Source organism: Bradyrhizobium sp. BRP19 (assembly GCF_020194195.1).
Taxonomy (GTDB): domain Bacteria; phylum Pseudomonadota; class Alphaproteobacteria; order Rhizobiales; family Xanthobacteraceae; genus Bradyrhizobium; species Bradyrhizobium yuanmingense.
Map to the genome: position 1 here is coordinate 284,702 of NZ_JADYVZ010000003.1, position 22,899 is coordinate 307,600.

The 22,899-nt window shown below is 65.1% G+C and carries 23 protein-coding genes; 16 read left to right on the plus strand and 7 right to left on the minus strand.

Translation table 11 applies throughout. The features are described from left to right. Positions 1 to 62: 62 nt before the first annotated feature. On the plus strand, positions 63 to 1,397 hold the full coding sequence (locus I6F36_RS11615; protein ID WP_225126248.1) for a S9 family peptidase: 1,335 nt from the start codon (positions 63 to 65) through the stop codon (positions 1,395 to 1,397). 50 nt (positions 1,398 to 1,447) lie between these two features. Here I6F36_RS11615 and I6F36_RS11620 read toward each other — a convergent pair whose 3' ends face one another. Then, positions 1,448 to 3,136 (minus strand): caspase family protein, encoded by a 1,689-nt coding sequence (locus I6F36_RS11620; RefSeq protein ID WP_225171469.1) that lies wholly within the window; start codon positions 3,134 to 3,136, stop codon positions 1,448 to 1,450. 247 nt (positions 3,137 to 3,383) lie between these two features. Between I6F36_RS11620 and msrA the strand changes: the two genes are divergently transcribed. The 4 genes from msrA (at position 3,384) to I6F36_RS11640 (ending at position 5,317) form a co-directional block, all read left to right on the plus strand. Then, entirely contained in the window at positions 3,384 to 4,088 is a 705-nt protein-coding gene (msrA, locus tag I6F36_RS11625) for a peptide-methionine (S)-S-oxide reductase MsrA (RefSeq protein ID WP_225171470.1), read from the plus strand. A 30-nt stretch (positions 4,089 to 4,118) separates the two neighbouring features. After that, a complete protein-coding gene (gene msrB / locus I6F36_RS11630; RefSeq protein WP_035998918.1) occupies positions 4,119 to 4,538 on the plus strand; it encodes a peptide-methionine (R)-S-oxide reductase MsrB in 420 nt (139 codons plus the stop codon). A gap of 108 nt (positions 4,539 to 4,646) precedes the next feature. Next, entirely contained in the window at positions 4,647 to 4,811 is a 165-nt protein-coding gene (locus tag I6F36_RS11635; protein ID WP_035998916.1) for a DUF3309 family protein, read from the plus strand. A gap of 212 nt (positions 4,812 to 5,023) precedes the next feature. Then, positions 5,024 to 5,317 carry a hypothetical protein gene (locus I6F36_RS11640; RefSeq protein ID WP_024337713.1) on the plus strand — a complete coding sequence of 98 codons (294 nt, stop codon included), beginning with the start codon at positions 5,024 to 5,026 and terminating at the stop codon, positions 5,315 to 5,317. Positions 5,318 to 5,556: 239 nt separating this feature from the next. On the opposite strand, the gene I6F36_RS11645 is transcribed toward I6F36_RS11640, so the two are convergent. Both I6F36_RS11645 and I6F36_RS11650 read right to left on the minus strand, forming a co-directional pair. Beyond that, positions 5,557 to 6,099 (minus strand): DUF4112 domain-containing protein, encoded by a 543-nt coding sequence (locus tag I6F36_RS11645; RefSeq protein WP_085972009.1) that lies wholly within the window; start codon positions 6,097 to 6,099, stop codon positions 5,557 to 5,559. Positions 6,100 to 6,157: 58 nt separating this feature from the next. Then, positions 6,158 to 6,583 carry a DUF5413 family protein gene (locus tag I6F36_RS11650; RefSeq protein ID WP_035998913.1) on the minus strand — a complete coding sequence of 142 codons (426 nt, stop codon included), beginning with the start codon at positions 6,581 to 6,583 and terminating at the stop codon, positions 6,158 to 6,160. Between the two features lie 142 nt (positions 6,584 to 6,725). Between I6F36_RS11650 and I6F36_RS11655 the strand changes: the two genes are divergently transcribed. The 3 genes from I6F36_RS11655 to I6F36_RS11665 all read left to right on the plus strand — a co-directional run bounded on the left by I6F36_RS11655 (position 6,726) and on the right by I6F36_RS11665 (position 7,747). Beyond that, positions 6,726 to 6,968 (plus strand): hypothetical protein, encoded by a 243-nt coding sequence (locus I6F36_RS11655; RefSeq protein WP_225115171.1) that lies wholly within the window; start codon positions 6,726 to 6,728, stop codon positions 6,966 to 6,968. Between the two features lie 35 nt (positions 6,969 to 7,003). Further along, positions 7,004 to 7,222, plus strand: a complete 219-nt coding sequence (locus I6F36_RS11660; RefSeq protein WP_035998908.1) for a hypothetical protein — start codon at positions 7,004 to 7,006, stop codon at positions 7,220 to 7,222. 252 nt (positions 7,223 to 7,474) lie between these two features. Then, a complete protein-coding gene (locus I6F36_RS11665; protein WP_036022099.1) occupies positions 7,475 to 7,747 on the plus strand; it encodes a hypothetical protein in 273 nt (90 codons plus the stop codon). Positions 7,748 to 7,867: 120 nt separating this feature from the next. Here I6F36_RS11665 and I6F36_RS11670 read toward each other — a convergent pair whose 3' ends face one another. Both I6F36_RS11670 and I6F36_RS11675 read right to left on the minus strand, forming a co-directional pair. Further along, complete coding sequence (locus I6F36_RS11670; RefSeq protein ID WP_225171471.1) at positions 7,868 to 9,457, minus strand: hypothetical protein; 1,590 nt, start codon at positions 9,455 to 9,457, stop codon at positions 7,868 to 7,870. 37 nt (positions 9,458 to 9,494) lie between these two features. Continuing rightward, positions 9,495 to 10,787 carry an adenylosuccinate synthase gene (locus I6F36_RS11675; RefSeq protein ID WP_057028019.1) on the minus strand — a complete coding sequence of 431 codons (1,293 nt, stop codon included), beginning with the start codon at positions 10,785 to 10,787 and terminating at the stop codon, positions 9,495 to 9,497. Between the two features lie 422 nt (positions 10,788 to 11,209). Between I6F36_RS11675 and I6F36_RS11680 the strand changes: the two genes are divergently transcribed. Further along, the gene (locus I6F36_RS11680) at positions 11,210 to 12,142 is read left to right on the plus strand and encodes a DMT family transporter (protein WP_225171472.1); all 933 of its coding nucleotides are present in this window, start codon (positions 11,210 to 11,212) and stop codon (positions 12,140 to 12,142) included. Between the two features lie 194 nt (positions 12,143 to 12,336). Here the strand turns inward: I6F36_RS11680 and I6F36_RS11685 are convergent, their stop codons facing one another. Next, positions 12,337 to 12,726 carry a DUF1330 domain-containing protein gene (locus tag I6F36_RS11685; RefSeq protein ID WP_225171473.1) on the minus strand — a complete coding sequence of 130 codons (390 nt, stop codon included), beginning with the start codon at positions 12,724 to 12,726 and terminating at the stop codon, positions 12,337 to 12,339. A gap of 104 nt (positions 12,727 to 12,830) precedes the next feature. Here I6F36_RS11685 and I6F36_RS11690 point away from each other — a divergent pair, with 104 nt between their 5' ends. Then, complete coding sequence (locus I6F36_RS11690) at positions 12,831 to 13,766, plus strand: DMT family transporter (protein ID WP_036022066.1); 936 nt, start codon at positions 12,831 to 12,833, stop codon at positions 13,764 to 13,766. A 97-nt stretch (positions 13,767 to 13,863) separates the two neighbouring features. Continuing rightward, the gene (locus I6F36_RS11695) at positions 13,864 to 14,841 is read left to right on the plus strand and encodes a tripartite tricarboxylate transporter substrate binding protein (protein ID WP_225171474.1); all 978 of its coding nucleotides are present in this window, start codon (positions 13,864 to 13,866) and stop codon (positions 14,839 to 14,841) included. Positions 14,842 to 14,961: 120 nt separating this feature from the next. On the opposite strand, the gene I6F36_RS11700 is transcribed toward I6F36_RS11695, so the two are convergent. Continuing rightward, positions 14,962 to 16,647, minus strand: a complete 1,686-nt coding sequence (locus tag I6F36_RS11700) for a methyl-accepting chemotaxis protein (protein ID WP_035998883.1) — start codon at positions 16,645 to 16,647, stop codon at positions 14,962 to 14,964. A 253-nt stretch (positions 16,648 to 16,900) separates the two neighbouring features. Here I6F36_RS11700 and I6F36_RS11705 point away from each other — a divergent pair, with 253 nt between their 5' ends. The 5 genes from I6F36_RS11705 (at position 16,901) to I6F36_RS11725 (ending at position 22,859) form a co-directional block, all read left to right on the plus strand. Further along, positions 16,901 to 17,944 (plus strand): C-terminal binding protein, encoded by a 1,044-nt coding sequence (locus I6F36_RS11705; RefSeq protein WP_057028021.1) that lies wholly within the window; start codon positions 16,901 to 16,903, stop codon positions 17,942 to 17,944. An 85-nt stretch (positions 17,945 to 18,029) separates the two neighbouring features. Beyond that, positions 18,030 to 19,370, plus strand: coding sequence for an ABC transporter substrate-binding protein (locus tag I6F36_RS11710; protein WP_225112909.1), 1,341 nt, complete (start codon positions 18,030 to 18,032; stop codon positions 19,368 to 19,370). 143 nt (positions 19,371 to 19,513) lie between these two features. Further along, positions 19,514 to 20,470, plus strand: a complete 957-nt coding sequence (locus I6F36_RS11715; protein WP_035998865.1) for a carbohydrate ABC transporter permease — start codon at positions 19,514 to 19,516, stop codon at positions 20,468 to 20,470. A 49-nt stretch (positions 20,471 to 20,519) separates the two neighbouring features. Further along, complete coding sequence (locus I6F36_RS11720) at positions 20,520 to 21,362, plus strand: carbohydrate ABC transporter permease (protein ID WP_225112986.1); 843 nt, start codon at positions 20,520 to 20,522, stop codon at positions 21,360 to 21,362. 141 nt (positions 21,363 to 21,503) lie between these two features. Further along, positions 21,504 to 22,859, plus strand: a complete 1,356-nt coding sequence (locus tag I6F36_RS11725) for an esterase-like activity of phytase family protein (protein WP_225171475.1) — start codon at positions 21,504 to 21,506, stop codon at positions 22,857 to 22,859. The last annotated feature ends 40 nt before the right edge of the window (positions 22,860 to 22,899 follow it).

Here is a 22,899-nt window from a genome sequence, read left to right on the forward strand (position 1 = left end):
CACGACGAGGTGCGTTCACCGCCCGCTAGGCTTTGTGCTGTATCAGCCTCGGAGTGGAACGCATGACCTCTCGCGCGACAAAGCCTGACGACCTCGATCGCCGGCTCGATGATGTTGCAGTGAGCCGCCGGAGCTTCCTCAAGTCCGGAAGCGCGGCAGCGGGCCTTGCGCTCTCGACCACAATTCCGGAAACCGCTTTTGGCTTGCCGGCGCAGGTACGACGCACGGATGCGGGCAAGCCTGTGCGCGTCTCCAAGGAACGGCTCAATACGCTGGCCGCAAAGTTCTACGCCGTCTTCAACGAAGGCAATATCCTGCCAGCTGCCTTTCCCGAAAGATATGCGGCACGAAACGACGTGGAGCTGCGGCGCATCGTCACCTTCACGCGCATCCCGGATACCGGAGAACGCGTCAAGGTCAGCGGCCTGCTTGCGGTTCCGGTCGGCGCGCGCGGCACCTTGCCGCTCCTGTCATGGCAGCACGGCACGATCCTCTCCTTCGACCAGGTCCCGTCGAACCTGCTGCGGCTGAAGGACGAAAATTACGAGCTGCGCGACAAAGTCGATTCGATCGAGACCCTGTTCAATATCCAGCGCTTCGCCGGCAACGGCTATGCGGTCGTCGCGGCCGATTATGTCGGCAAGGGCCCTTATCGCAACGGTCGGAGCGAAGCCTATGCCGTGAAGGGCGCGACGGTGCAATGCTGCCTCGACATCCTGACGGCAGGGTTGCACGAATTGCGGACACTGAGCCTGCGCCAATCAAACCTGTTCCTGAACGGTTGGTCGCAAGGCGCCTTGAACACGCAGTGGCTGAAACAGGAGCTGCAGCGCCGCGGCATCAAGGTGCGGGCGACCGCCACACAGAGTCCGTTCAATGATCTCGCCGAGAGCTTTCACTATTGGACGAACCCCACGGCCTATATTCCGGCCTCGGAAACCTCCTACCCGATGCCGCCGGCCTGGATCACACCCTGCCTGATCGTCCTGCTCGGCAGCTATCGCCGCTACTACGGGCTGACCGACTTGTTCAAGACGGCGGTCAAGCCCCAATATCAAGCCTTCGCGGAGAAATACTGGTCCGATTACAGCCTCGAGGGCGAGATCGCGAAGAGCATTCCGCCCGCCGGCGATTTCCTGGTCGAAGGCTTCTTCGATCGCTTCACCAACGAGACCAACAGCGCATTGGGCGCCGCCTTGGTGGCAATGGTGCGACGTACTGGCAGTACGATTCCCCGATCAGATTTTACTACGGGCTGGCCGATGAGGCGCTGCATCCCCGGCTGGTGCGGCCCGCAATCGCCGCCGGCGGGCATTTCGCCGCGGGCGTCGCGGTCAATGGCGCAAGCCATCGCGGCACGTTCCTGTCGAGCCTCTATGGCGAAGCGGCCGTTCTGAACGGACACGCGACGGCGTTCGACTGGTTCAATTCGCTGGCGTGAGCGCGGCTATTTCCCCGCGACGAAGTAAAAATCTTCCCGCCCGGGCGGCGACCCATAGGTGAACGGCTGCTGCTCGTGCCTGGTCGCGGCCCAGACGTCGTCGCGGACGATGTCGAACAATTTTCGGATCTCGACCTTCGGCTGCTTGATCTCGCGCGCGAGCGCGGTGGCGAACGGGCTGTTGGGGCTACCATCGCCATCCATCGCGGTCTGGCCGTGCTTAGCGGCGTAGACGACCATGAAGCCCGCACCGGGCTCGATGTTGGAAAAGCCCTTCTCGACCAGCTTCAGCGACAGCGTGCGCTGCATGGCCGGCGCGAACGGATTGTCGCGGCAGGCATCGAGGACCACGAGGCGCACTTTTCGCGCCGCGCCGACCGCGGCGATCACCTGCTCGAGCGCGACGGCCTCGGTCTCGGCGTCCTTGTCGGCGGTGAGCTTGGCGTCGACCGGAACGAGATAGTTCACCCCGCCGATCTCGAAACCATGGCCGGCATAATAGACCATGGCCCAATCGGCCTTTTCCGCTTCCTCGGCGAAGGCCTTCAGCGTCTGGAAGAGCGCATCGCGGGTGAGGTCCCTGGTGTCCATCACGGTCTGGAAGCCGAGGTCGCGCAGCACGCCGGCGATCAGCTTCGAGTCGCGCGGCGGATTTGGCAACGCATGGACGTTCTTGTAGGCGCCGTTGCCGACCACCAGCGCGACGCGACGGCCGGTCGTCGCGCTCGCCGCCTCCTTCGGCGTCAGGGCGGCGAGCCGCTCCTGCGCCATGGCGCGGGCGCGCGCAACCTCGGTCTCGTCGAACCTCGTCAGCGAATAGGCGGCGGCGCGATAATCGGCGCGGGCCTGCGCGAGATCCTTCCTGCGCTCGTAGATCTGGCCGCGGCCGGAATGGGCGCGGACATTGTTCGGGTTGATCTGGATGACCGTGTTGTAATCCTTCAGCGCGGCGTCGAGATCGCCCTTCATCATGTTGAGGTCGGCGCGGTTGTTGATCGCGAACGCGTTCCTGGGCTGCTTTTCGATCAGGCCATTGCAATCGGCCAGGGCGTGGTCGAACTTGCCCATCATGCCGTAAGTGACGCAGCGGTTGCCGGCGATCTGCGGCGCAGCCGCATCAATCTTCTCGGCCTCGGCGAAATCGGCGATGGCGCCGTCGAAATCCTTCAACAGCGTGCGCGCGCGGGCGCGATTGGTCCAGGCGAGCAGGAATTTCGGGGTGTACTTGATCGACAGGCTGAAATCGTCGATCGCGCTCTGCAGCGCGCCGCGGCGCGCGTGGATGACGCCGCGGTTGTTGTAGGGAACGCCATAGGCCGGGCGTTTCCGGAGCGCGAGATTGTAGTCGGCCATCGCGAGATCCTCCTGCCCGCTCCGCTCATAGGCGAGGCCGCGCAGGTGGAGCGCGACGACGTTGTCGGGATCGAGGTCGATGGCCATGGACAGCGTCTCGATCGCGTGGACATGGTCGCGCTTGTTGAGCAGGACATTGCCACGCGCGGACAGGGCGATCGCCATGTCCTTGGCGGTGAGGCGATCGGCGCTCAGCAGATTCTCGCAGGCGGCGGCGCGGGCCTGCAGCTCGGCCTGGCGGTCGCGGCACAAAGCGAGATCGTCGCCGGCTCGGAGATCGGCCGCGGCAAAGCAAGTGCCGGCGGCGAGGACGGCCAGGATCAGGAGTACGACGCGCAGCATGTTGTCAGGCCAGCTCCAGCCACCATTTGGTCGATCATCGATCGCGCCGGTTCATCTAGCGCGGAGTTCCGCATCCCGCCAAGCCGGCCCGTCGCCGCGTCAGCCGCGTCCTCACGGTCTCGTGTCCGCCCCGGCGTAACAATCTGCGGTACGGCCCGTATCTCGGATGATGCGAAAACGCGGCCGGGCAGGCTGTTCGCCCGGTCCCGACCGCCCTAGACTGTCAGCCCTTCCGAAAGAGGATGCCATGCGCCGAACCGCCCTCGCCACCCTGCTCGCCGCAACCACCGCCCTGACGCTGACTTTCGTGATGCCGTCGCGGGCCGCGGAGGAGGCGGTCGTGATCCCAGCCCCTACATTGGACGCGGCGCCCGCGAGCGGCGTCCAGACCGCCGTGCTCGCCGGCGGCTGCTTCTGGGGCGTGCAAGGCGTCTTCCAGCACACCGCAGGCGTCGTCAACGCGGTCTCCGGCTATGCCGGCGGCACCAAGGCGACCGCCGACTACAAGACCGTGTCGAGCGGCCGCTCCGGCCATGCCGAGGTGGTCGAGATCAAGTACGACCCGAAGAAGATCTCCTACGGCAAGATCCTCCAGATCTACTTCTCGGTGGTGCACGACCCGACCCAGCTCAACCGCCAGGGTCCCGACGTCGGCCCGCAATATCGCTCGGCCATCTTCACCACGTCGGACGAGCAGAAGAAGGTCGCGGAGGCCTATATCGCCCAGCTCAACGGCGCCAAGGTGTTCAACAAGCCGATCGTGACCAAGATCGGCGCGCTGGAGGCGTTCTATCCGGCGGAGGCCTATCACCAGGATTATCTGACGCTGCACCCGAACCAGCCCTACATCGTCTATAACGACATCCCGAAGGTCGAGAACCTGAAAAAGCTGTTCGCGGATAACTACATCGAGAAGCCGACGCTGGTGAATGCCGGCAAGGCCACCAACTGATCGCGAGATCCCCAAAGCAACGGGAGACCCATGCCCGACACCAAGACGAAAGCGACCGACGACAAGGTCATCAAGAGTGAAGAGCAGTGGCGGCGCGAGCTGACGCCGATGCAATACGCCGTGCTGCGCGAGAAGGCGACCGAGCGTCCCTTCTCGGGCGAATATGAGCACGACCACCGTGCCGGCACCTATGTCTGTGCCGGCTGCGGCAATGTGCTGTTCGAGTCGGATGCCAAGTTCGATTCCGGCTGCGGCTGGCCGAGCTTCACCCAGCCCGCGGTCGAGAGCCACATCGACGAGGAGCGGGACACCAGCCACGGCATGATCCGCACCGAGGTGCTCTGCTCCAAATGCAGCGGCCATCTCGGCCACGTCTTCCCCGACGGCCCCGGGCCGACCGGCCTGCGCTACTGCATCAATTCCGCGGCCCTGAAGCTCGAGCCCAAATAACCCAAGCCCGCCGCCGGGTTCCCCCGTGGAACCCGGCGGCGCGATGTGCTTTTCTGCTCTGGCGGTGCGGCCGATCATCGCATTTCGGTGGCCGCCAGGGAGGATGCCATGGCGCTTGGGACCATCCTAATCATCCTGGTGATCATCTATCTCGTCGGCGGCCTGTCCGGCCGGTTCGGCGGCTACGGCTATGGCCTTGGCCATTCCGGCATCGGGATCGGCGGGGTCGTGCTGGTGATCCTGGTCGTGCTGCTGCTTCTTGGCAAAGTTTAAGCCATATAAGTCATTGAAACATTGATAGGTTTCGTCTCCGCGGGGCTGCCATGCGCTGATTCATCATCTCGCATCGCGGGGGTCGCATTTTTGTCAAATCGGCCTATATTAGAGGGCGACAACGACATGCGGCGGGCCCGCTCGATTGCGGCCCCTGCCCTCCCCAACCCCACGCGCTTAAAGCCCCAGAGAAGATCACGAGGTCTTTGACCATGCGTCCACTGCGTCCGTTCAACTTCAACACCTCCGCCGAACTTTTCCCCGCCGCCATCCGCAAGAAGAAGCGCGCGGGCTTCACCTATCGGCGGTTCGGCACTGCGGCCGAAGCCGTGCAGTTCGCGATGGAGCAGTTGCCGACGGACTCGCTGAACGGCGCCTATCTCCAGGTCGAGGAAGCGCGCTTCGACCAGAACGGCATCCGCTCGCTGTACGAGAGCGATGCCTTCCCGCTGCCCCGCCGGCCCAAGCCGGCCCCGGCCGCGGAGACCGACGCCGACGCGGCGTAAGCTTTCGCAACAAAGTTCGATGTGCGCAGAAGGCGCGATGGCCGAAAGGTCGTCGCGCCTTTTGTGTTTGGGGGCTTTCTCACCCGCTATCTTTCATCCGTCATTGCGAGCGCAGCGAAGCAATCCAGCGTCCCTCCGCGGAAAGATTCTGGATTGCTTCGCTGCGCTCGCAATGACGACTCTGGGAGATGGAGCGCATTGTCGACCAGTCGGACTCGCGGCGAGCGCTCTCAGCCAGGCTACATCCGCGGCTGCTTTTCCAGCCAGCGCTGGAGCAGGCGGACGTTGCGCGTGTTGGCGCGGAACATGACGTCGAAGGCGTCGCCCGCGAACGGGACGAGGCCGACCACGCCGTCAACCGCGACATTGCCGAGCATGCGCGCCGTGATGTGCCAGGGCGCGCCCAGCGCGCGGGCTTCGCGCACCAGCCACAGCGAGATCGCGGTGGTGATGACGTCGCCGACGACGGGAATCAATCCGATCAGCCCGTCGATGCCGTAGCGGATGTTGGTGCCGGGCAGGATGAAGGCGACGTCGAGCAGCTTGGCGATCGCCTCGAGCCGCGCGATCCGCTGCTCGCGCGTCAGATTGCCGAACGGGCTGCCTTGACCGAACTCGAAACGAAACTCGCGAAATCCCTGCTCCAGGCTTTCCGGCCTGATCTCGTGGCCGTCCTGGTCGATGATCGGGCCGCGCGCCTCGTCGCGCGAAAAGCGCGCATGCGAGCCGCTCCCGGAACGGGATTTGCGCGGAGCGAGGATGTCGTCGTCTTGCATGGCCATGGCCTTCAGTGAACGCGCCAGCGCGGCGGAGGTTGCGGCCGCGCCCGAACGCCGCGCGTCAGGTCGGCACCGGCGCGGCTTGCGGCTCCTCGACGTAGCGATGCACCAGCCAGGATGAAATCACCGCCGGCACGAAACCGACGAGCCCGTACAGGATGAACTGCACCGCGCCCGAATCCGGCCCGCGCGAGCTGTGGGTGAGCGAGGCCAGAGCGAAGGCGAACAGGCCGACCAGGAGCATCCGCAAGACCGGCCCGATCCGGCGGATGTGAATCAGGATGTCATCGACTGCGCCGATCATCAGCGCAGGCAAGAACCCGAACAGGTAGCTGTATTGGAGCGTCTTGAAGAACACCGCGAACAGCTTGCCGACCTCGCCGAGGTTGGTCTGAGCCCAATAGCCGGACTGGTAGGTCGTCGTCAGCAGCAGCAGGAACCCGCCGATGAATGGGACGACCAGCGCAAATACCAGATAGCGTTTCATCAAGCACCTCACACTCTGCAGGCGTTATAGCAGCGCAGCGGGAACCTTGAACAGCGGGCGCCGGGCTCCTTAAGGGGAACAAGTGGCAAGGCGATGAGTTCATGCTGGACCTGAATTGACCCCTGGCAGACTGGAGCCGCCGATGGCCCGCAAATTTCTCCTGGCGACGATCGCGCTGGCGGCCCTGAGCAGCCTGCCGACGGCACCCGCGCTGGCCCAAGGCCAGATGGGCACGCCGCAGGAGCGGCAGGCTTGCACGCGCGATGCGCAGCGCTTCTGCCGCAAGGACCTCGGCAATGACGGCGCGGTGCAGAGCTGCCTGCAAGCCAACCGGGCCAAGCTGTCGAAGTCCTGCAGCAAGGTGTTTCAGAGCCACGGCATGTGAGGACGTACCCATACCCGCGAACGGAGAGTGACGCCATGTTGCACGACGAAGAGCTCTCGATCCTGCGGGACATCAGCCAATCCGTTGCCTTTGCCGACGACCCGCAGGGCAAGATGGGGCAATTGATCGCCGACGGCTACGTGATGAAAGACGGCGATCTGTTCGAACTGACGCCCAAGGGCGTTACCGCTGTCGAGGAGCACGCCGCCGCTCTCGGCGCGAGCGATGAGGAACAAGCGTCTCCAATCGGCTGATCCGATCGCGCGACGTGACTGGCGTGCAACAATTGCGAATTCCTTTGTGCCGGCCATTGCGGGCGCGTGACAATGGCGCATACTTCGCTCGGGCGGCGCAGCACTTTCGATTCGAGCATCAAGAAGTCGAGCGACCACACGCGGGATCGAAGCTCCCGACGTGAAGGCTGCGACATGCGGCAGATCAAGCCGCGTGCGGCGCCCCAAAACCAAGCGGCTCAAGCCTTAAGGGAACTCGGGGATCCATTCCACATGACACGCCTTCAGACCATCGCTTCGCTCTTCGCAGTCGCCACCACCTTCGCTCTCCAGACCTCACCCAGTTTCGCCTTCACGCAAGAAGCCCAGCAGATGTGCTCGGGTGACGCCATGCGGCTGTGCTCCAGCGAGATTCCCGACATCCCGCGGATCACCGCCTGCATGGTGCGGAACAAGGCGCAGGTCAGCCCCGGCTGCCGCGCCGTGATGGACCGCCAGCACGCCGCCGCCGCGGCATCGCGCAAGCGGGAAGCCGCGGCGCAGTAGTCCTCTCGGACGTCATTCCGGGGCGTGCGAAGCACGAGCCCGGAATCCATCGGGCGGCATGTACGCGGTGAAATGGATTCCGGGTTCGCGCTACGCGCGCCCCGGAATGACAGAAGAGCCTCAATCGCCCCACTGCGCGAAGGCGTCGTTGAAGGCGCGCTCGCCGGGGGCGCCCTTCTCGATGGCGATGATGGCGCGGCGCTGGTTGGCGTAGACCAGCGGCACGTCGAACCAGGAGCGCTCCTTCAGGAGCTGGACGTTGCGGGCGCGGTCGGCGTCGACATTGGAGAGGCCGACCAGGAAGAAGCCGTCGGTGACCTTGACCGCGAGGCCGGCGAGCGGCGTGCCGCGGGCCTGCTCGTTCGACTTCATCAAGATGCCCGGCACGTTGGAGACGCTGCCGCCGGGGAAATCCTGCGGCAGGATGAAGGTCAGCTCCGCCGTGTGGCTCGCCGGCAACGAGGAATCGGTGTTGCGGCGGAACGACATCGTCATCTTGAACTTGCGGTCGGGAATCTCGATGTCGGCGCGCACGGCGACGTCGGCCTTCTGGTTGCCCGAGGCCTTGATCGGCTCGAGCCGCCACACCACCGAGCCGACATATTGCTTGCCCTTCGGATCGGACGGATCCTCGTCGTAGAGCACGACCTTCTGCGCCACCGGCGCGACCGGCTGGTCCGCCGAGGGCTGACCGACGCGATCGGGAATCTTGGGCTTGCTCTGCGGCTGCGCCCGCGTCGTCGGCGTGTCAGCAACTTGCGTCGCGGACGGCTTGAGAAAGCCGTTGACGATCTGGACCAGTTGCTTGCCCCAGAGAATGCCGGCGCCGACCAGGATGAGCACGATGCCGACGGCAATCGCGCTCTTGAACGGAAAGGCGGAGCCGGTGCGGGCGCGCTTCTTGACGTCGCGATCGGGGGCGATGCGCGGACGCGGCGACGGCGGCTGCGGCGCGTAGCGCTCGGCCTCCTCGATCGACTCGTCGTAGGAATAGGGCGCTTCGGTCTCGCCGGCGCGGTTTTCCAGGCTCGGCTCCAGCCGGTCGAATTCCGGCGAGGGCGAGGGCACGTTGGCGTAGGTGCGGCGCGCGGCGCGGCTGGCCTGCGCGGCGGCACCGCCGAGATCGTTGGCGTCGGCCGTGATGTCGCGGAAGCCGCGCACGCCGGGTGAGGACGGCAGCGGCGGCGGGGGGCCGACGTCGGGCGGACGCCGCCCACCCTGGCGATCGCGGCCGGCCGGCGGCTCCGGCGGCGGGGCGGCGGGGCCAGGTGGGCGCGGGGCGTCGAAACGGGGCGCGCGCGGCGGCCGCGGGGCCTCGCCCTGGTCGTCGACGTTGAAGGACGGGCGGTCGGCGCGCGGCGGCGTCGGGGCCGGACGCGTGCGCGGCGGCACTGCTGCAGGGTTGGCCTCGGTGGCACGGGTGCTGGCGCGGCGGAAGGCATCGCCACTCGAGCCGGAGCGGGCGGCGCCACCGGGACGCGAGGCCTCGCGGGCCCGCTGGGCGGCCTCCGATTCGACCTTGCGGACGGCCTCCTCCAGCGACAGCCGTTCCCGGGTGATCTCGGATTCGGAGAGCGGCGGCTGCACGCTGCGCAGCTGCGCGATCAGGGCCGTGCGCGCCCGTTCATAGAGCGCGCGACGGCTTTCGCCGGGAGCGTTGGGGTCCAGGGCGGCAATAGCGCGGGCGATCAGCGGATAGTAATCAGCCATTTCTACTCAACTATACGCGCGTCCCGGTAAGATATCGTTAAGCCTCAAACGGATTTTGCACCAGGATAGTATCTTCGCGTTCCGGGCTGGTGGAAAGCAGCGCGACCGGACATCCCACCAATTCCTCGATCCGCCGGACATATTTGATGGCCTGCGCCGGCAGGTCGGCCCAGGACCGCGCATTGGCGGTCGGCTCCTTCCAGCCCTCGATGGTCTCGTAGATCGGCTCGACCCGGCTTTGCGCGCCCTCGCCGGCCGGGAAATGGTCGATCTCCTTGCCGTCGAGCTTGTAGCCGGTGCAGACCTCGATTGAATCGAAGCCGTCGAGGATGTCGAGCTTGGTCAGCGCCAGGCCGTTGATGCCGCAGGTCCGGACCGCCTGGCGGACCAGCACGGCGTCGAACCAGCCGCAGCGGCGCGGACGGCCGGTATTGGTGCCGAACTCGCGGCCGCGCTCGCCGATCTTGCGGCCGATCTCGTTGTCCTGCTCGGTCGGGAACGGGCCCTGGCCGACGCGGGTCGTGTAGGCCTTGCACAGGCCGAGCACGTAGCCGACCGCGCCCGGCCCGAGGCCGGCGCCGGTCGCGGCCTGCGCCGCCACCGTGTTGGACGAGGTGACGTAGGGATAGGTGCCGTGGTCGACGTCGAGCAGCGCGCCTTGCGCGCCCTCGAACAACATGCGCTTGCCGGCGCGCCGCTCGATATCGAGCAGCCGCCAGACCGTCTCGGCATAGGGCAGCAGCTGCGGCGCCATCGCCATCAGCTCCTTCAGGATCACCGCGCCGTCGAATTCCGGCAGGTTGAGGCCGCGGCGCAGCGCGTTGTGGTGCGCCAGCAGGCGGTCGATCTTGTGTGGCAGCGTCTGATGATCGGCCAGATCCATCAGGCGGATGGCACGGCGGCCGACCTTGTCTTCATAGGCCGGCCCGATGCCGCGGCGGGTGGTGCCGATCGCGGTGGCGGCGCTGGCGGATTCGCGGTGCGCGTCGAGCTCGCGGTGCAGCGGCAGGATCAACGTGACGTTTTCCGCGACACGCAGGTTGTCGGGGCCGACATCGACGCCCTGCGACCTGAGCCTGGCGACCTCGTCGAGAAAGGCGGCGGGATCGAACACCACGCCGTTGCCGATCACCGACAGCTTGCCCTCGCGCAGCACGCCGGAGGGCAGGAGCGCGAGCTTGTAGGTCTTGCCGTTGATCACCAGCGTGTGGCCGGCATTGTGGCCGCCCTGGAAGCGGACGACGATATCCGCCTGCTCCGACAACCAGTCGACGATCTTGCCCTTCCCTTCGTCGCCCCACTGGGCGCCGACGACGACAACATTGGCCATTCGCGGGTAATCCTGTTCAATCTGTCTCTAGAAGGCATGATCCTCGCGGAAAACCGGTGCCCACTCTTCCGGGATCACGCCTGCGCCCAGCCCAATCGGCAGCCGGAGCCGCCCGCACGCAAGGCAGCCAACCGGATAAAGGAAGCAGCCCTTCTAGGCAAGCAAGAACGGGGCTTTTTCGGGGTCCAACGTCCGGTCCAAGCCCTTGATATCCGCGGAAAATCCCGAACCCTGGCGGGCCGGCGCAACAGCTTCGACCAAAGCGGGAGAGGCCGCCTTCGCCGCCAGCATGGTCGCGATGCGCCCGTCCCCGTTGATGCAACCTCGATTTCCGTGTCTTTGGACCTGCCGGGTGATCAGCTGGCCCGGACCTCGCCGGGCCGCAGGGCTCGGCGTACTCGACGCGGGGCTCAACCATCACAATGTCCGCCACCGGCCAGACCACGCCCGCGGAAACATCCGGCCACAGCTGGATCGCCAACCAGCCTTACCTGCTGCTCAGCATCACCGCGCTGTGCTGGGCCGGCAACGCCATCGTCGGTAGGCTCGCTGCCGGCCACATTCCGCCGGTGACGCTGTCGTTCCTGCGCTGGTTCTTCGCCTTCCTGCTGGTGCTGCCGTTCGCCTTCAAGCACCTCGTGCAGGACTGGCCGGCGATCCGCGGCAAGCTCGGCCTGATGGTCACGCTCTCGGTCACCGGCATCGGCGCCTTCAACACGCTGCAATATTGGGCCCTGGAGCACACCCAGGCGCTCAACACGCTGCTGCTGCAGTCGGCCGCGCCGCTGCTGGTGGCGCTGTGGTCGCTGGTCATCCTCGGCATTCGTCTCACCGCCGCGCAGGCCTTCGGCGTGCTGCTGTCGATGTGCGGCGTGCTGACCATCCTGCTGCATGGCGATTTCACCACGCTGTCGAGCATCGACTTCAACAAGGGCGACCTGATCTTCCTGCTCGCGCTCCTGATCTTCGCGCTCTATTCGGTGCTGTCACTGAGGCGGCCGCCGATGCACGACCTCTCGTTCCTCGCCTTCACCTTCGGCTGCGGCGCCGCCTGTCTCATTCCGCTGGAGATCTGGGAACTGTCCGCTCGCCCGGTGATGAAGCTCGACGGGCCGAATCTCCTGACCCTGTTCTACGTCGCCGTCTTCCCTTCGACGCTCGCCTATCTCTGCTTCAATCGCGGCGTGCGCCTGATCGGCGCCAACCGCGCCGCACCGTTCTTCCACGTCGTGCCGGTGTTCGGCTCGATCATGGCGATGGCGTTTCTGGGCGAGCACCCGCAGGCGTTCCACTTCATCGGTTTCGCATTGGTGCTGGCGGGCGTGTTCGCGGCGTCGCGAAAGCAGGCAAGTTAGGCGGCTTCATCGAAGCGCTCGCTGCACTTCCCTTCTCCCCTTGTGGGAGGAGGTGGCGCGAAGCGCCGGATGAGGGGTTGTCTCCGCGCATTCAATTGGGAGTGGACTCGCGGAGAGAGACCCCTCACCCGTCTCGCCGCTACGCGGCGAGCCACCCTCTCCCACAAGGGGAGAGGGGAAAAGTGCACGCGCTGCTACTTCGTCTTGAACTTGCTGTAGGCCTCGCTCGTCGCAATGATCACGTGCTCGGCGCAGCCGTTGACGCGATGCGGATCGGCTTCGCGCTCGTAGGCTTGCGAGGTCATCATGTCGAGAAAGGCCGAGACGGACGGGTAATGGACCAGCGCGACGAAGTCCCAATCGTTGCCCGCGTGCGGACCGAGTGCGACTGTCTTGGCTTCACCGGTCCAGAGCAGCGTGCCGCCGCGCGCCTTGATCATCGGCACCGTGATCGCGCTGTAGCGCAAGTATGCGTCCCAGCCCGACCCGTCGCCATCGAGCGAGCGCGCGTGGAAGCGCATCAGGTTCAGCATCACCACCGGCGCATTCGGATCGAGCCGCTCCAGGCCCTCAATGTTCAACATATTGACCGCCAATGGCACCTCCTCAAGGCTCGGCTGCATTGTAGCATTGCGGCGCTGTGACTTGTGCCATCGCGGCAATCGGGCGCAAGTTGTATCCAACGCCCATGACGACCGCTTCGCCCGCGCCACCGGCCGCCAATCCGGCCAGCTGGCTCAACAACCAGCCTTATCTGCTGCTCAGCCTGAGCTCGCTGTTCTGGGCCGGCAACATCGTGCTCGCGCGCCATGTCGGGGCGCATGTGCCGCCGCTGACGATCACCACGATCCGCTGGTTCGGCGTGTTCCTGATCCTGTTGCCGTTCGCCTGGCCGCATCTGAAGCGCGACTGGCCTGCGTTGCGCAAGAGCATGCCCCTGATGCTGTTCCTGTCGCTGGTCGGCTTTGCCTTCAACAACGCGATCTCGTACTGGGCGCTGCAATACACCGAGGCGCTGAATGCGCTGCTGATCCAGTCGGCGGGTCCGCTGTTCGTGGCTCTGTGGTCGCTGGTGCTGTTCGGCGTGCGGCTGACCGGCGCGCAACTCGGCGGCATCGCGATCTCGCTGCTCGGCGTGCTGATCATCATCCTGCGCGGCGACCTCGCGGCGCTGGCAAGCATCAGCTTCAACAGGGGCGACATCATGTTCGCCTCCTCGCTGGTGGCGTTCGGGCTCTACTCGGCCTTCATCCCGCGCCGGCCGAAGATCCACCAGCTCTCCTTCCTGTCCTTCACCACCTGCTGCGGCGCGACGATGCTGCTGCCGACGGCGATCTGGGAGGCGGCGAGCGGCCGCGTGCTGCAATTCGACGCGACCACGCTGGCGACACTGGGCTACATCCTGATCTTCCCCTCCACACTCGCCTATCTCTTCTTCAACCGCGGCGTGGCGCTGATCGGGCCGAACCGGGCGGCGCCGTTCTTCCATCTGGTGCCGGTGTTCGGCTCGGCGCTGGCGATAGTGCTGCTGGGCGAGAAGCTGCAGCCGTTCCACCTGATCGGCTACGCGCTGGTGCTCGCCGGAGTCGTGCTTGCATCGCGGCGGGGCTCGGCGATGACATAATTCCGCGCGACGGACGCGGTCACGACCTATAGCCATCTTCCGATTCCCCTTTGGACAAGCTAGGTTCCCCGCCAACCAAAAAGAGGGAACGACCGACATGATTTCAGGGCTGATTCGAAACCTGCGGACCGTCGCCGCGGCCGCGCTATGCCTCACGGCAGCATCCACCGCTCACGCCGACACCTATCCCAGCCGCAACATCACGCTGGTGCTGCCCTTCGCGGCCGGCAGCGGCACCGACACCACGACGCGGCTGATTTCGCAGCATCTGTCGCAGGCGCTCGGCGCTCCCATCGTGATCGAGAACAAGGCGGGGGCCAACGGTATGCTTGCCGCGACCTATGTCGCGAAGGCTGCTCCCGACGGCTACACGCTGCTGGTGACGACCAACACGACGCATTCGGCCAATCCCTATCTGCTCAAGAGCCTCACTTACGATCCGGTCAAGGATTTCACCCCGATTGCCCGCACCGGCGATCTGCCCTTCATGCTGGTCATCAATCCCGAGGTGCCGGCCAAGACGGTCGGAGAGCTGGTGGCCTATGGCAAGGCCAATCCGGGCAAGCTGAGCTACGCCTCGGGCTCCTCGGCGGCGATCGTGTCGGGCGCGACCTTCGCGCACAATGCCGGGCTCGACCTGCTGCACGTGCCCTACAAGAGTTCGCCGCCGGCGCTCAACGACGTCATGGGCGGCCGCGTGTCGATGATGTTCGTCGACATCCTGACCGGCCTGCCCCATGTCAACGGCAACGCGCTGCGCGCGCTCGCCGTCACCACCAAGAACCGCACGCCGCTGGTGCCACACCTGCCCTCGATGCAGGAGGCCGGCGTGCCGGACTTCGACATCACGTCCTGGCAGGGCTATTTCGGCCCGGCCGGCATGCCGAAGGAGATCGTGACCCGGCTCAACACCGAGATCCGCAAGATCATCGAGAACCCGGAGATCAAGGCCAAGCTCGCCACGCTCGGCATGGACGCTTTTTCCGGCACGCCGGAGCAGCTCGGCACCTTCGTGAACGAGCAGCTGGTGCTGTGGGAAAAGCTGATCGCCAACGCGAAGATCGAGAAGCAGTAGAACGGTCTCGTAGGGTGGGCAAAGCGCAGCGTGCTCACGAAGAGTCGCACCGTACTCAAAAAGAAAAGGTGGGCACGACGCTTCGCGTCTTTGCCCACCCTACGAATTCAGCGTAAGAATTTACGCCGCGCGGACCTTGGCGAGGAAGCCATCGACGGCATCGCGCAGCGCGCCGGACTGGGTGTCCAGCTCGCGGGCGTTGGTGAGCACATCGCTGGCCGCGCTGCCGGTCGCTTCGGCGGCCGAGGTGACGCTGCCGATATGGGCGTTGATTTCACTCGAGCCGGCCGCGACCGACTGGATGTTGCGGGCGATCTCCCGCGTCGCCTCGCCCTGCTGCTCGATCGATGCGGAAATGCCGGCGGTGATCTCGCTCATCTCGGCGATCGTCTGGGTGATGCCGGAGATGGCCGACACCGCGTCGCTGGTCGAGGTCTGCATCGCCGCGACCTGGGCGGAGATCTCCTCGGTCGCCTTCGCGGTCTGGTTGGCGAGCGCCTTGACCTCGGAGGCGACGACGGCGAAGCCGCGGCCGGACTCGCCGGCACGCGCCGCCTCGATGGTGGCGTTGAGCGCGAGCAGGTTGGTCTGCGCCGCGATCGAGTGAATGAGCTTGACCACCTCGCCGATCTTCTCGGCACCGGTGGAGAGTTCCTGCACCGTGGCGTTGGTGCGCTCGGCATCGCTGACGGCACGGCTCGCAACTTCAGTCGAGCGTGTCACCTGGCGGGAGATTTCCGCAACCGAGCTCGACAGCTCTTCGGCGGCGGCCGCAACGGTGCCAACATTGCCGGACGCCTTCTGCGAGGCGGCCCCGACGGTCGCCGCGCGCGAGGAGGCATCGCTGGCGGTCGCGGTCATCGATTGCGCCGTGGTCTGCATGCCGGCTGCGGCCGAGGAGACCGAGCGGACGATGCCGTTGACGCTGCGCTCGAAATCGTTGGCAATCTCCTCCATGGCGCTGCGGCGATCCGCCGCGGCGCGTTCCTTGGCGTCCGCGTCGGTCTTCTCGAGGTCGCGGATGCGGATCGCGTTGTCCTTGAAGATCTGCACGGTCGATGCCATCGCGCCGATCTCGTCGCCGCGACCGACGCCGGGGATGTCGCCTTCGAGCTTGCCGTCGGCCAGCTCCCGCATCCGGGTGCCGAGCAGCCCGAGCGGAGCACTGATGCTGCGGCCGATCATCCAGGCGACGCTGCCGGCAACGATGACGATGCCGAGCACCGCCAGGCCGAGCAGCCAGTAGACCGGACCCATCTTGGCGTCGATGTCATCCAGATAGGCGCCGGTGCCGAGATACATATCGAAGCCGGGGACCGCGACGGCGTAACCGATCTTGCGGATCGGCGTTTCCTGGCCGGGCTTCATATATTCATAGTGAAGCAGGATCTCGCCGTTGGCCTTGACGCCGTTCATCAATTCCAGCGACAGCTTGCGGCCGTTGGTCACGACGTCCATTCGGTTGGTGCCGATCACCTTCGGATCGGGCGCAAGCTGGGTGAGACCGTCATAGGACGTGCCGAACAGGTAGCCGGCACCCTTGTCATAGGTCATCGCGTTGCCGTAGCGGCGAAGCTCGGCCATCGCGGCGTCCTTCGTCATCTCGCCGGCATCGACGCGCTTCTTCAACGCGGCGGCATAGTTGCGCGCCAGCTCGACGATCGCCTTGGCCTGGTCGATGCGCGCATTTACCATCTCGCGCTTCATCAGATAGCCGGCGAGAACTCCGGAGATGCAGAGGCCGAACAGCGTGACGCCGACGAGAATGCCAAGCTTCGGGGCGATCTTCAGATTGCTCAACTTCACAGGTTAGCTCCGGCAATGATGGGGTACAGGCGCACGACGAGATCGATCAAATTCGAATCAAGTCTTAGTGGCGGAGCCCTTAGCAAGTTACTTACGCACCTCCGTAGAAGCCCGGGGCTTGCACGGAAAAACGGAAATATACCTCGCCCGCAACAACCGTGAATTGTACGCACTTGCCCGAATTTCGCGTAAAAGACGCAAAGGCCCGCTCGTCGAGGCGGACCACGACAAGAAACCAAATCGGGAGCAGATAATGCCGAAATACAGGGTGGTGACGCCGAAGGGTGCGAGCTTCACGGTCGCCGGCAGCGATTATTCCTATGAGCGCGAGGCGCTCGATCCGATCGATGCCGAGATCGTCGAGGCGCCCGCCGACGAGGCCGGGTTCATCGCCGCCGCGAAGAACGCCGACGCGATCTACGCCAAGGGCATCCCGATCACCAAGTCGATCATCGACGCGCTCGAGAGCTGCAAGGTGATCACGCTCGGCTCGGTCGGCGTCGACAGTGTCGACGTCAAGGCCGCCACGGCCCGCGGCATTCCGGTCACCAACATTCCTGACACCTTCATCGAGGAGGTCGCCGACCACGCCATGATGCTGCTGCTCGCCGGCTTCCGCCGCCTGGTCGAGCAGGACCGCATGGTGCGCGACGGCCGCTGGGCCGAGGGCCGGCCGGCCCTGCTGAAAATCCCGAGGCTGATGGGCCAGACGCTCGGCTTCATCTCGTTCGGCCGGGTTGCGCGTGCGGTCGCGAGACGCGCCGCGCCTTTCGGCCTGCGCATGATGGCCTACGATCCCTTCATCCAGGAAACGCTGATGTACGAACACGGCGTGATCCCGGCGACGCTGAACGAGGTACTGTCGCAATCCGACTTCGTCTCGATGCATGCCCCGGCGCGGCCCGAGGTGCATCACATGCTGACCGAGAAGCACTTCCGACAGATGAAGAAAGGCTCGATCTTCATCAACACCGGCCGCGGTGCCACCGTGGACGAGGAGAGCCTGATCAAGGCGCTGCAGGAGGGCTGGATCGCGCACGCCGCTCTCGACGTGCTGGAAAAGGAGCCGCCCTCGCACAACAATCCCCTGCTCGGCATGGAGAACGTGACCCTGACCGCCCATGTCGCCTCGGCCTCGGCACGGTTCGACGAGGCGCGCAAGCGCCGGGTGGGCTACGAATTGTCACTGGTGCTCCAGGGCATGTGGCCGGTAAGCTGCGTCAATCCGTCGGTGCTGCAGAACACCGCGCTCCGCCGCTGGCAGCCCGTCAGCATGGACCGCGGGCCGAACAGCTAGGCGGGCGGCGCGAAGGCGCCAAGGACCAAACGGCCCCTTCACCGGCGATCAACGCCGGGAAGGGAGACATCATAGGGAGGTACTGATGAGGAACGACATCACACGTCGTGATGCCTTGGCGCTGGGCCTGTCCGCTGCAACGCTCGCGGCCACCGGTGCTGCAGCGCAAACATCCGCTATCAAGGCTGCCGACGTCCCGGCACCCAAGCGCGAGATCGAAAAGGGCGCGTCCTTGCGCATGCTGCGCCCGGTGCGCTTCGTCCAGGCGGACGAGGACGTGTTCCGCGCCAATGCGGCAAAGTTCACCAAGGACACCGGGGTCGAGGTCAAGGTCGACTTCGTCGGCTGGGAGGACATCAACCAGCAGACCGCGGTGACCTCGAATTCCGGCGCCGGCCCCGACATCATCATCGGCTTCTCCGACGCGCCTCACATCTACATCGACAAGCTGATCGAGCTCACCGACGTCGCCGACTATCTCGGCAAGAAGTACGGCGGCTGGCTGCCGCTGGCGCAACGCTACGGCAAGAAGAACAAGAGCGAGTCCTGGATCGGACTGCCGTTCGGCGCCACCGCAGGTCCCCTGATCTACCGCAAGTCGGTCCTGCAATCGGTCGGCTTCGACAAGGTTCCGGAAGATCATGCCGGCGTGCTCGACCTCTGCCGCAAGCTGCAAAAGGCCGGCAAGCCGGCCGGCTTCGCACTCGGCAACGCCAAGGGCGACGGCAACGGCTTCGCCAACTGGGCGCTGTGGTCGCACAACGCCTCGCTGCTCGACGAGGAGGGCAACGTCACCATCAACAGCAAGGAGACGATCGCCGCACTCAACTGGGTCAAGGAGCTGTATCCGACCTTCATCGCCGGCACGCCGTCCTGGAATGACGTCAGCAACAACCGCGCCTATTCCTCGCAGGAGATCGCGCTGACGGCCAACGGCGTCTCACTGTACTTCTCGCTGAAGAACGACCCGGCCACCAAGTCCATCGCCGAGGACAGCGAGCATCAGCTGCTGCCCAAGGGCCTCGCCAAGGTCTCGCCGATGGCGGGCCTGACATTGAACGCCATGGTGTTCAAGCACAGCCCGTACCCCAATGCCGCCAAGGCCTTCCTGCAGTACATGCTGGAGAAGGACCAATACGAGCCGTGGCTCAATGCCAATTCGGGCTACTGGTCGCAGCCGCTGGCCGCCTATGCCGAGGCTGCCGTGTGGTCGCAGGATCCGAAGGTGAGCCTGTTCAAGAACACGATGAACAGCACTTACTATGACGGCTACAAGGGGCCGATCTCGACGGCCACCGGCGCAGTCAGCGCCGATTACGTGCTGATTCAGATGTGCGCGTCCGTCGCCACCGGAGCCGCCACGCCGGAAGCCGCGGCTGCGGAAGCCGAGCAGCGCTGCAAACGCTACTTCCGGCGGCAGCGGTAGAGCGCGACGACGACAGAGCCGCCGTCATTGCGAGGAGCACTTGCGATGAAGCAATCCAGACGATCACTGCGGAGACAGACTGGATTGCTTCGCTTCGCTCGCAATGACGGTGTCGTGACACTTCAGACGGGACAAACCAATCTATGTCCGTGACCACCCTCTCCTCCCACGCACTGGCGCAACGACAGCCGAACTGGATCGTGCGCCTGTTCGACTACAAGCCGTTCCTGATCGTGATGTGCCTCGCGCCCGCGCTCGGGCTGCTCACGGTATTCCTGACCTACCCGCTCGGCCTCGGCGTCTGGCTCGCCTTCACCGACACCACGATCGGCCGTCGCGGCATCTATGTCGGGATCGAGAATTTCCAGTACCTGCTCACGGACCCCTTGTGGTGGAACGCGGTGTTCTACAGCGTGTTCTACACGGCCGTGGCGACCTTCGGAAAATTCGCGCTCGGCTTCTGGCTCGCGCTGCTGCTCAACAACCATTTCCCGTTCAAGAGCCTGCTGCGCGCCATCGTGCTGCTGCCCTGGATCGTCCCGACGGTGCTGTCGGCGCTGGCGTTCTGGTGGATCTACGATCCGCAGTTCTCGATCATCTCGTACCTCTTGGTCGACGTTCTGCATTGGCGCGACAGCAATATCGACTTCCTCGGCTCGCCCTGGCCGGCGCGCTTCTCGCTGATCGCCGCCAACATCTGGCGCGGCATTCCCTTCGTCGCGATCTCGCTGCTGGCGGGCTTGCAGACCATCTCGCCCTCGCTCTACGAGGCCGCGATGCTGGACGGCGCCAGCGCCTGGCAGCGCTTCCGCTACATCACCTTCCCGATGATGCTGCCGATCCTCGCCATCGTCATGACGTTCTCGATCATCTTCACCTTCACTGACTTCCAGCTGGTCTACGCCATTACCCGCGGCGGTCCGGTGAACTCGACGCATTTGCTGGCGACGCTGGCGTTCCAGCGCGGCATCGCCGGCGGCGAGCTCGGCGAAGGCGCGGCGATCGCGGTGTCGATGATCCCGTTCCTGGTGTTCGCGACGCTGTTCTCCTATTTCGGCCTAGCACGCCGCAAATGGCAGCAGGGAGAGGCCAATGACTGAAACCGTCGCGCAATCGACCGTCGCGGACGCAAAAGCGCCGCCCGACACCATGGCCTGGGATTCCGGGCTGCGGCGGCTGATGATGATCTACCTGCCGCTCGGCTGCTTCGTTCTGATCCTGCTGTTTCCGTTCTATTGGATGGCGATCACCTCGTTCAAGCCGAACGCGGAGCTGATGAACTACCGGGACAACAACCCGTTCTGGATCTCCTCGCCGACCCTGGCGCACATCAAGCATCTGTTGTTCAACACCGCCTATCCGCAATGGCTGAAGACGACGATGCTGGTCGCGATCGGCTCGACCACGCTGTCGCTGATCGCGTCGACGCTGGCTGCCTACGCGATCGAGCGCCTGCGCTTCCGCGGCAGCCCCTATGTCGGCCTCGGCATCTATCTCGCCTATCTGGTGCCGCCGTCGATCCTGTTCATTCCGCTCGCGACAGTCGTCGTGCAGTTCGGCCTGTTCGACTCGCCGCTGGCCCTGATCCTGGTCTATCCGACCTTCCTGGTGCCGTTCTGCACCTGGCTCCTGATCGGCTATTTCAAGTCGATTCCTTACGAGCTCGAGGAATGCGCGCTGGTCGATGGCGCCACGCGGCTGCAGATCCTGCGCCGGATCACGCTGCCGCTCGCGGTGCCCGGGCTGATCTCGGCCGGCATCTTCTCCTTCACGCTGTCCTGGAACGAGTTCATCTACGCGCTCGCCTTCATCCAGAGCGGCGCCAACAAGACGGTGCCGGTCGCGATCCTGACCGAGCTCGTCACCGGCGACGTCTATCAATGGGGTGCGCTGATGGCGGGATCGCTGCTCGGCTCGCTCCCGGTCGCGATCTTCTACTCGCTGTTCGTGGATTACTACGTCTCTTCGCTGACGGGTGCGGTGAAGGAGTAGCCCCGCTCTCTCGTCCCCCTCTCCCCGTTCTCACGGTCTGCAGGCGGGGAGAGGCGAAGAGCGCTACGGCCTTTGGCCCGGCTTCACAATACTGCAACATGCGATCCGCATAAGCGTTGCGTCCGCCAACAGGAGACGCACATGCGCGCGACTTTTCTTTGCACCGTCGCCACGATCATCCTCACCGCGAGCACAGCGCTCGCGCAGAGCGAGGGCGAATTCCCCGCCAAGCTCGCCGGCCACGCGGTGATGCCGGCCGAAACCTTCATCGAGGCGCCGGCTGATGCCCCCGCCGATCTCAAGGCGGCGGGCAAATATACCACCGGCAAGCGGGTCGACGCGCTCGGCACCGTGATGGGCAAGTCCTTCGAGCGTCCGACCGGCGTGTCGCTGCCGTTCAAGGGCCAGCCGCTGCAGGGCCATTCCGGCATCAAGACCCTGCCCGACGGCACGTTCTGGGTCCTCACCGACAACGGCATGGGCGCGCGCGCCAACTCGCCGGATTCGATGCTGTACCTCAACCGCTACAAGATGGACTGGGCCAGCAGCAAGATGGAGCGGCTGGAGACCATCTTCCTGCACGACCCCGACAGACGCGTCCCCTTCCGCATCGTGCACGAGGACACCCAGAAGCGCTATCTCACCGGCTCCGATTTCGACACCGAAGGTTTCCAGATCGTCGGCGACACCTTCTGGATCGGCGACGAGTTCGGCCCCTATGTCCTGAAGGCGGACAAGTCAGGCAAAATCCTCGGCGTGTTCGATACGGTCGCCGACGGCAAGCCGGTGCGCTCGCCCGACAATTGGGCGGTGGGGACGCCGGCCGCGCCGGGCGCGACCTACACCAATGTCAATCTCCGCCGCTCCAAGGGCTATGAGGGCTTCGCCGCGTCCAAGGACGGCAAGTTCCTCTACGGCCTGCTCGAGGGACCGCTGTGGGACGCGGAGAAGAAGGAGTGGGAGAAGGTCGACGGCAAGGAAGCCGCCCGCATCCTCGAATTCGACGTCGCCGCCGAGAAATTCACCGGCCGGTACTGGCACTATGTGTTCGAGCAGAACGGCAACGCCATCGGCGACTTCAACATGATCGACCAGGCTTCCGGCCTCGTCATCGAGCGCGACAATGGCGAGGGCACCGCCGACAAGGCCTGCCCGCAAGGCCAGCGCGGCGAGAACTGCTTCCCCGACCTCGCCAAGTTCAAGCGCGTCTACAAGATCGAGCTGACCGACGCCAATGTCGGCAAGCCCGTGCGCAAGATCGGCTATATCGACCTGATGAAGATCAGGGATCCCGACAAGAAGGCGCGGAAGCCGCTCAACGACGGCGTCTACACCTTCCCGTTCTTCACCATCGAGAACGTCGATCGCGTCGACGACACCCACATCATCGTCGGCAACGACAACAACCTGCCGTTCTCCTCCAGTCGCGATCCCAACAAGGCCGACGACAACGAGTTCGTGCTGCTCGAGGTCGCGGATTTCCTGAAGGCGAAGTGAGGCGAGGCTCGCTCACTCTCCCTCCCGCTTTTCCGCGGGA

What these genes read in the sequence shown, in the direction of transcription:
- I6F36_RS11650 (WP_035998913.1), bottom strand. Translation starts at nt 6,583, where the DNA reads ATGAAACGCTATCTGGTATTTGCGCTGGTCGTCCCATTCATCGGCGGG.
- I6F36_RS11635 (WP_035998916.1), top strand. Translation starts at nt 4,647, where the DNA reads ATGGCGCTTGGGACCATCCTAATCATCCTGGTGATCATCTATCTCGTC.
- I6F36_RS11655 (WP_225115171.1), top strand. Translation starts at nt 6,726, where the DNA reads ATGGCCCGCAAATTTCTCCTGGCGACGATCGCGCTGGCGGCCCTGAGC.
- I6F36_RS11645 (WP_085972009.1), bottom strand. Translation starts at nt 6,099, where the DNA reads ATGGCCATGCAAGACGACGACATCCTCGCTCCGCGCAAATCCCGTTCC.
- I6F36_RS11725 (WP_225171475.1), top strand. Translation starts at nt 21,504, where the DNA reads ATGCGCGCGACTTTTCTTTGCACCGTCGCCACGATCATCCTCACCGCG.
- I6F36_RS11690 (WP_036022066.1), top strand. Translation starts at nt 12,831, where the DNA reads ATGACGACCGCTTCGCCCGCGCCACCGGCCGCCAATCCGGCCAGCTGG.
- I6F36_RS11715 (WP_035998865.1), top strand. Translation starts at nt 19,514, where the DNA reads ATGTCCGTGACCACCCTCTCCTCCCACGCACTGGCGCAACGACAGCCG.
- I6F36_RS11705 (WP_057028021.1), top strand. Translation starts at nt 16,901, where the DNA reads ATGCCGAAATACAGGGTGGTGACGCCGAAGGGTGCGAGCTTCACGGTC.
- I6F36_RS11675 (WP_057028019.1), bottom strand. Translation starts at nt 10,787, where the DNA reads ATGGCCAATGTTGTCGTCGTCGGCGCCCAGTGGGGCGACGAAGGGAAG.
- I6F36_RS11640 (WP_024337713.1), top strand. Translation starts at nt 5,024, where the DNA reads ATGCGTCCACTGCGTCCGTTCAACTTCAACACCTCCGCCGAACTTTTC.
- msrB (WP_035998918.1), top strand. Translation starts at nt 4,119, where the DNA reads ATGCCCGACACCAAGACGAAAGCGACCGACGACAAGGTCATCAAGAGT.
- I6F36_RS11720 (WP_225112986.1), top strand. Translation starts at nt 20,520, where the DNA reads ATGGCCTGGGATTCCGGGCTGCGGCGGCTGATGATGATCTACCTGCCG.
- I6F36_RS11615 (WP_225126248.1), top strand. Translation starts at nt 63, where the DNA reads ATGACCTCTCGCGCGACAAAGCCTGACGACCTCGATCGCCGGCTCGAT.
- I6F36_RS11695 (WP_225171474.1), top strand. Translation starts at nt 13,864, where the DNA reads ATGATTTCAGGGCTGATTCGAAACCTGCGGACCGTCGCCGCGGCCGCG.
- I6F36_RS11670 (WP_225171471.1), bottom strand. Translation starts at nt 9,457, where the DNA reads ATGGCTGATTACTATCCGCTGATCGCCCGCGCTATTGCCGCCCTGGAC.
- I6F36_RS11710 (WP_225112909.1), top strand. Translation starts at nt 18,030, where the DNA reads ATGAGGAACGACATCACACGTCGTGATGCCTTGGCGCTGGGCCTGTCC.
- I6F36_RS11620 (WP_225171469.1), bottom strand. Translation starts at nt 3,136, where the DNA reads ATGCTGCGCGTCGTACTCCTGATCCTGGCCGTCCTCGCCGCCGGCACT.
- I6F36_RS11680 (WP_225171472.1), top strand. Translation starts at nt 11,210, where the DNA reads ATGTCCGCCACCGGCCAGACCACGCCCGCGGAAACATCCGGCCACAGC.
- msrA (WP_225171470.1), top strand. Translation starts at nt 3,384, where the DNA reads ATGCGCCGAACCGCCCTCGCCACCCTGCTCGCCGCAACCACCGCCCTG.
- I6F36_RS11685 (WP_225171473.1), bottom strand. Translation starts at nt 12,726, where the DNA reads ATGTTGAACATTGAGGGCCTGGAGCGGCTCGATCCGAATGCGCCGGTG.
- I6F36_RS11660 (WP_035998908.1), top strand. Translation starts at nt 7,004, where the DNA reads ATGTTGCACGACGAAGAGCTCTCGATCCTGCGGGACATCAGCCAATCC.
- I6F36_RS11665 (WP_036022099.1), top strand. Translation starts at nt 7,475, where the DNA reads ATGACACGCCTTCAGACCATCGCTTCGCTCTTCGCAGTCGCCACCACC.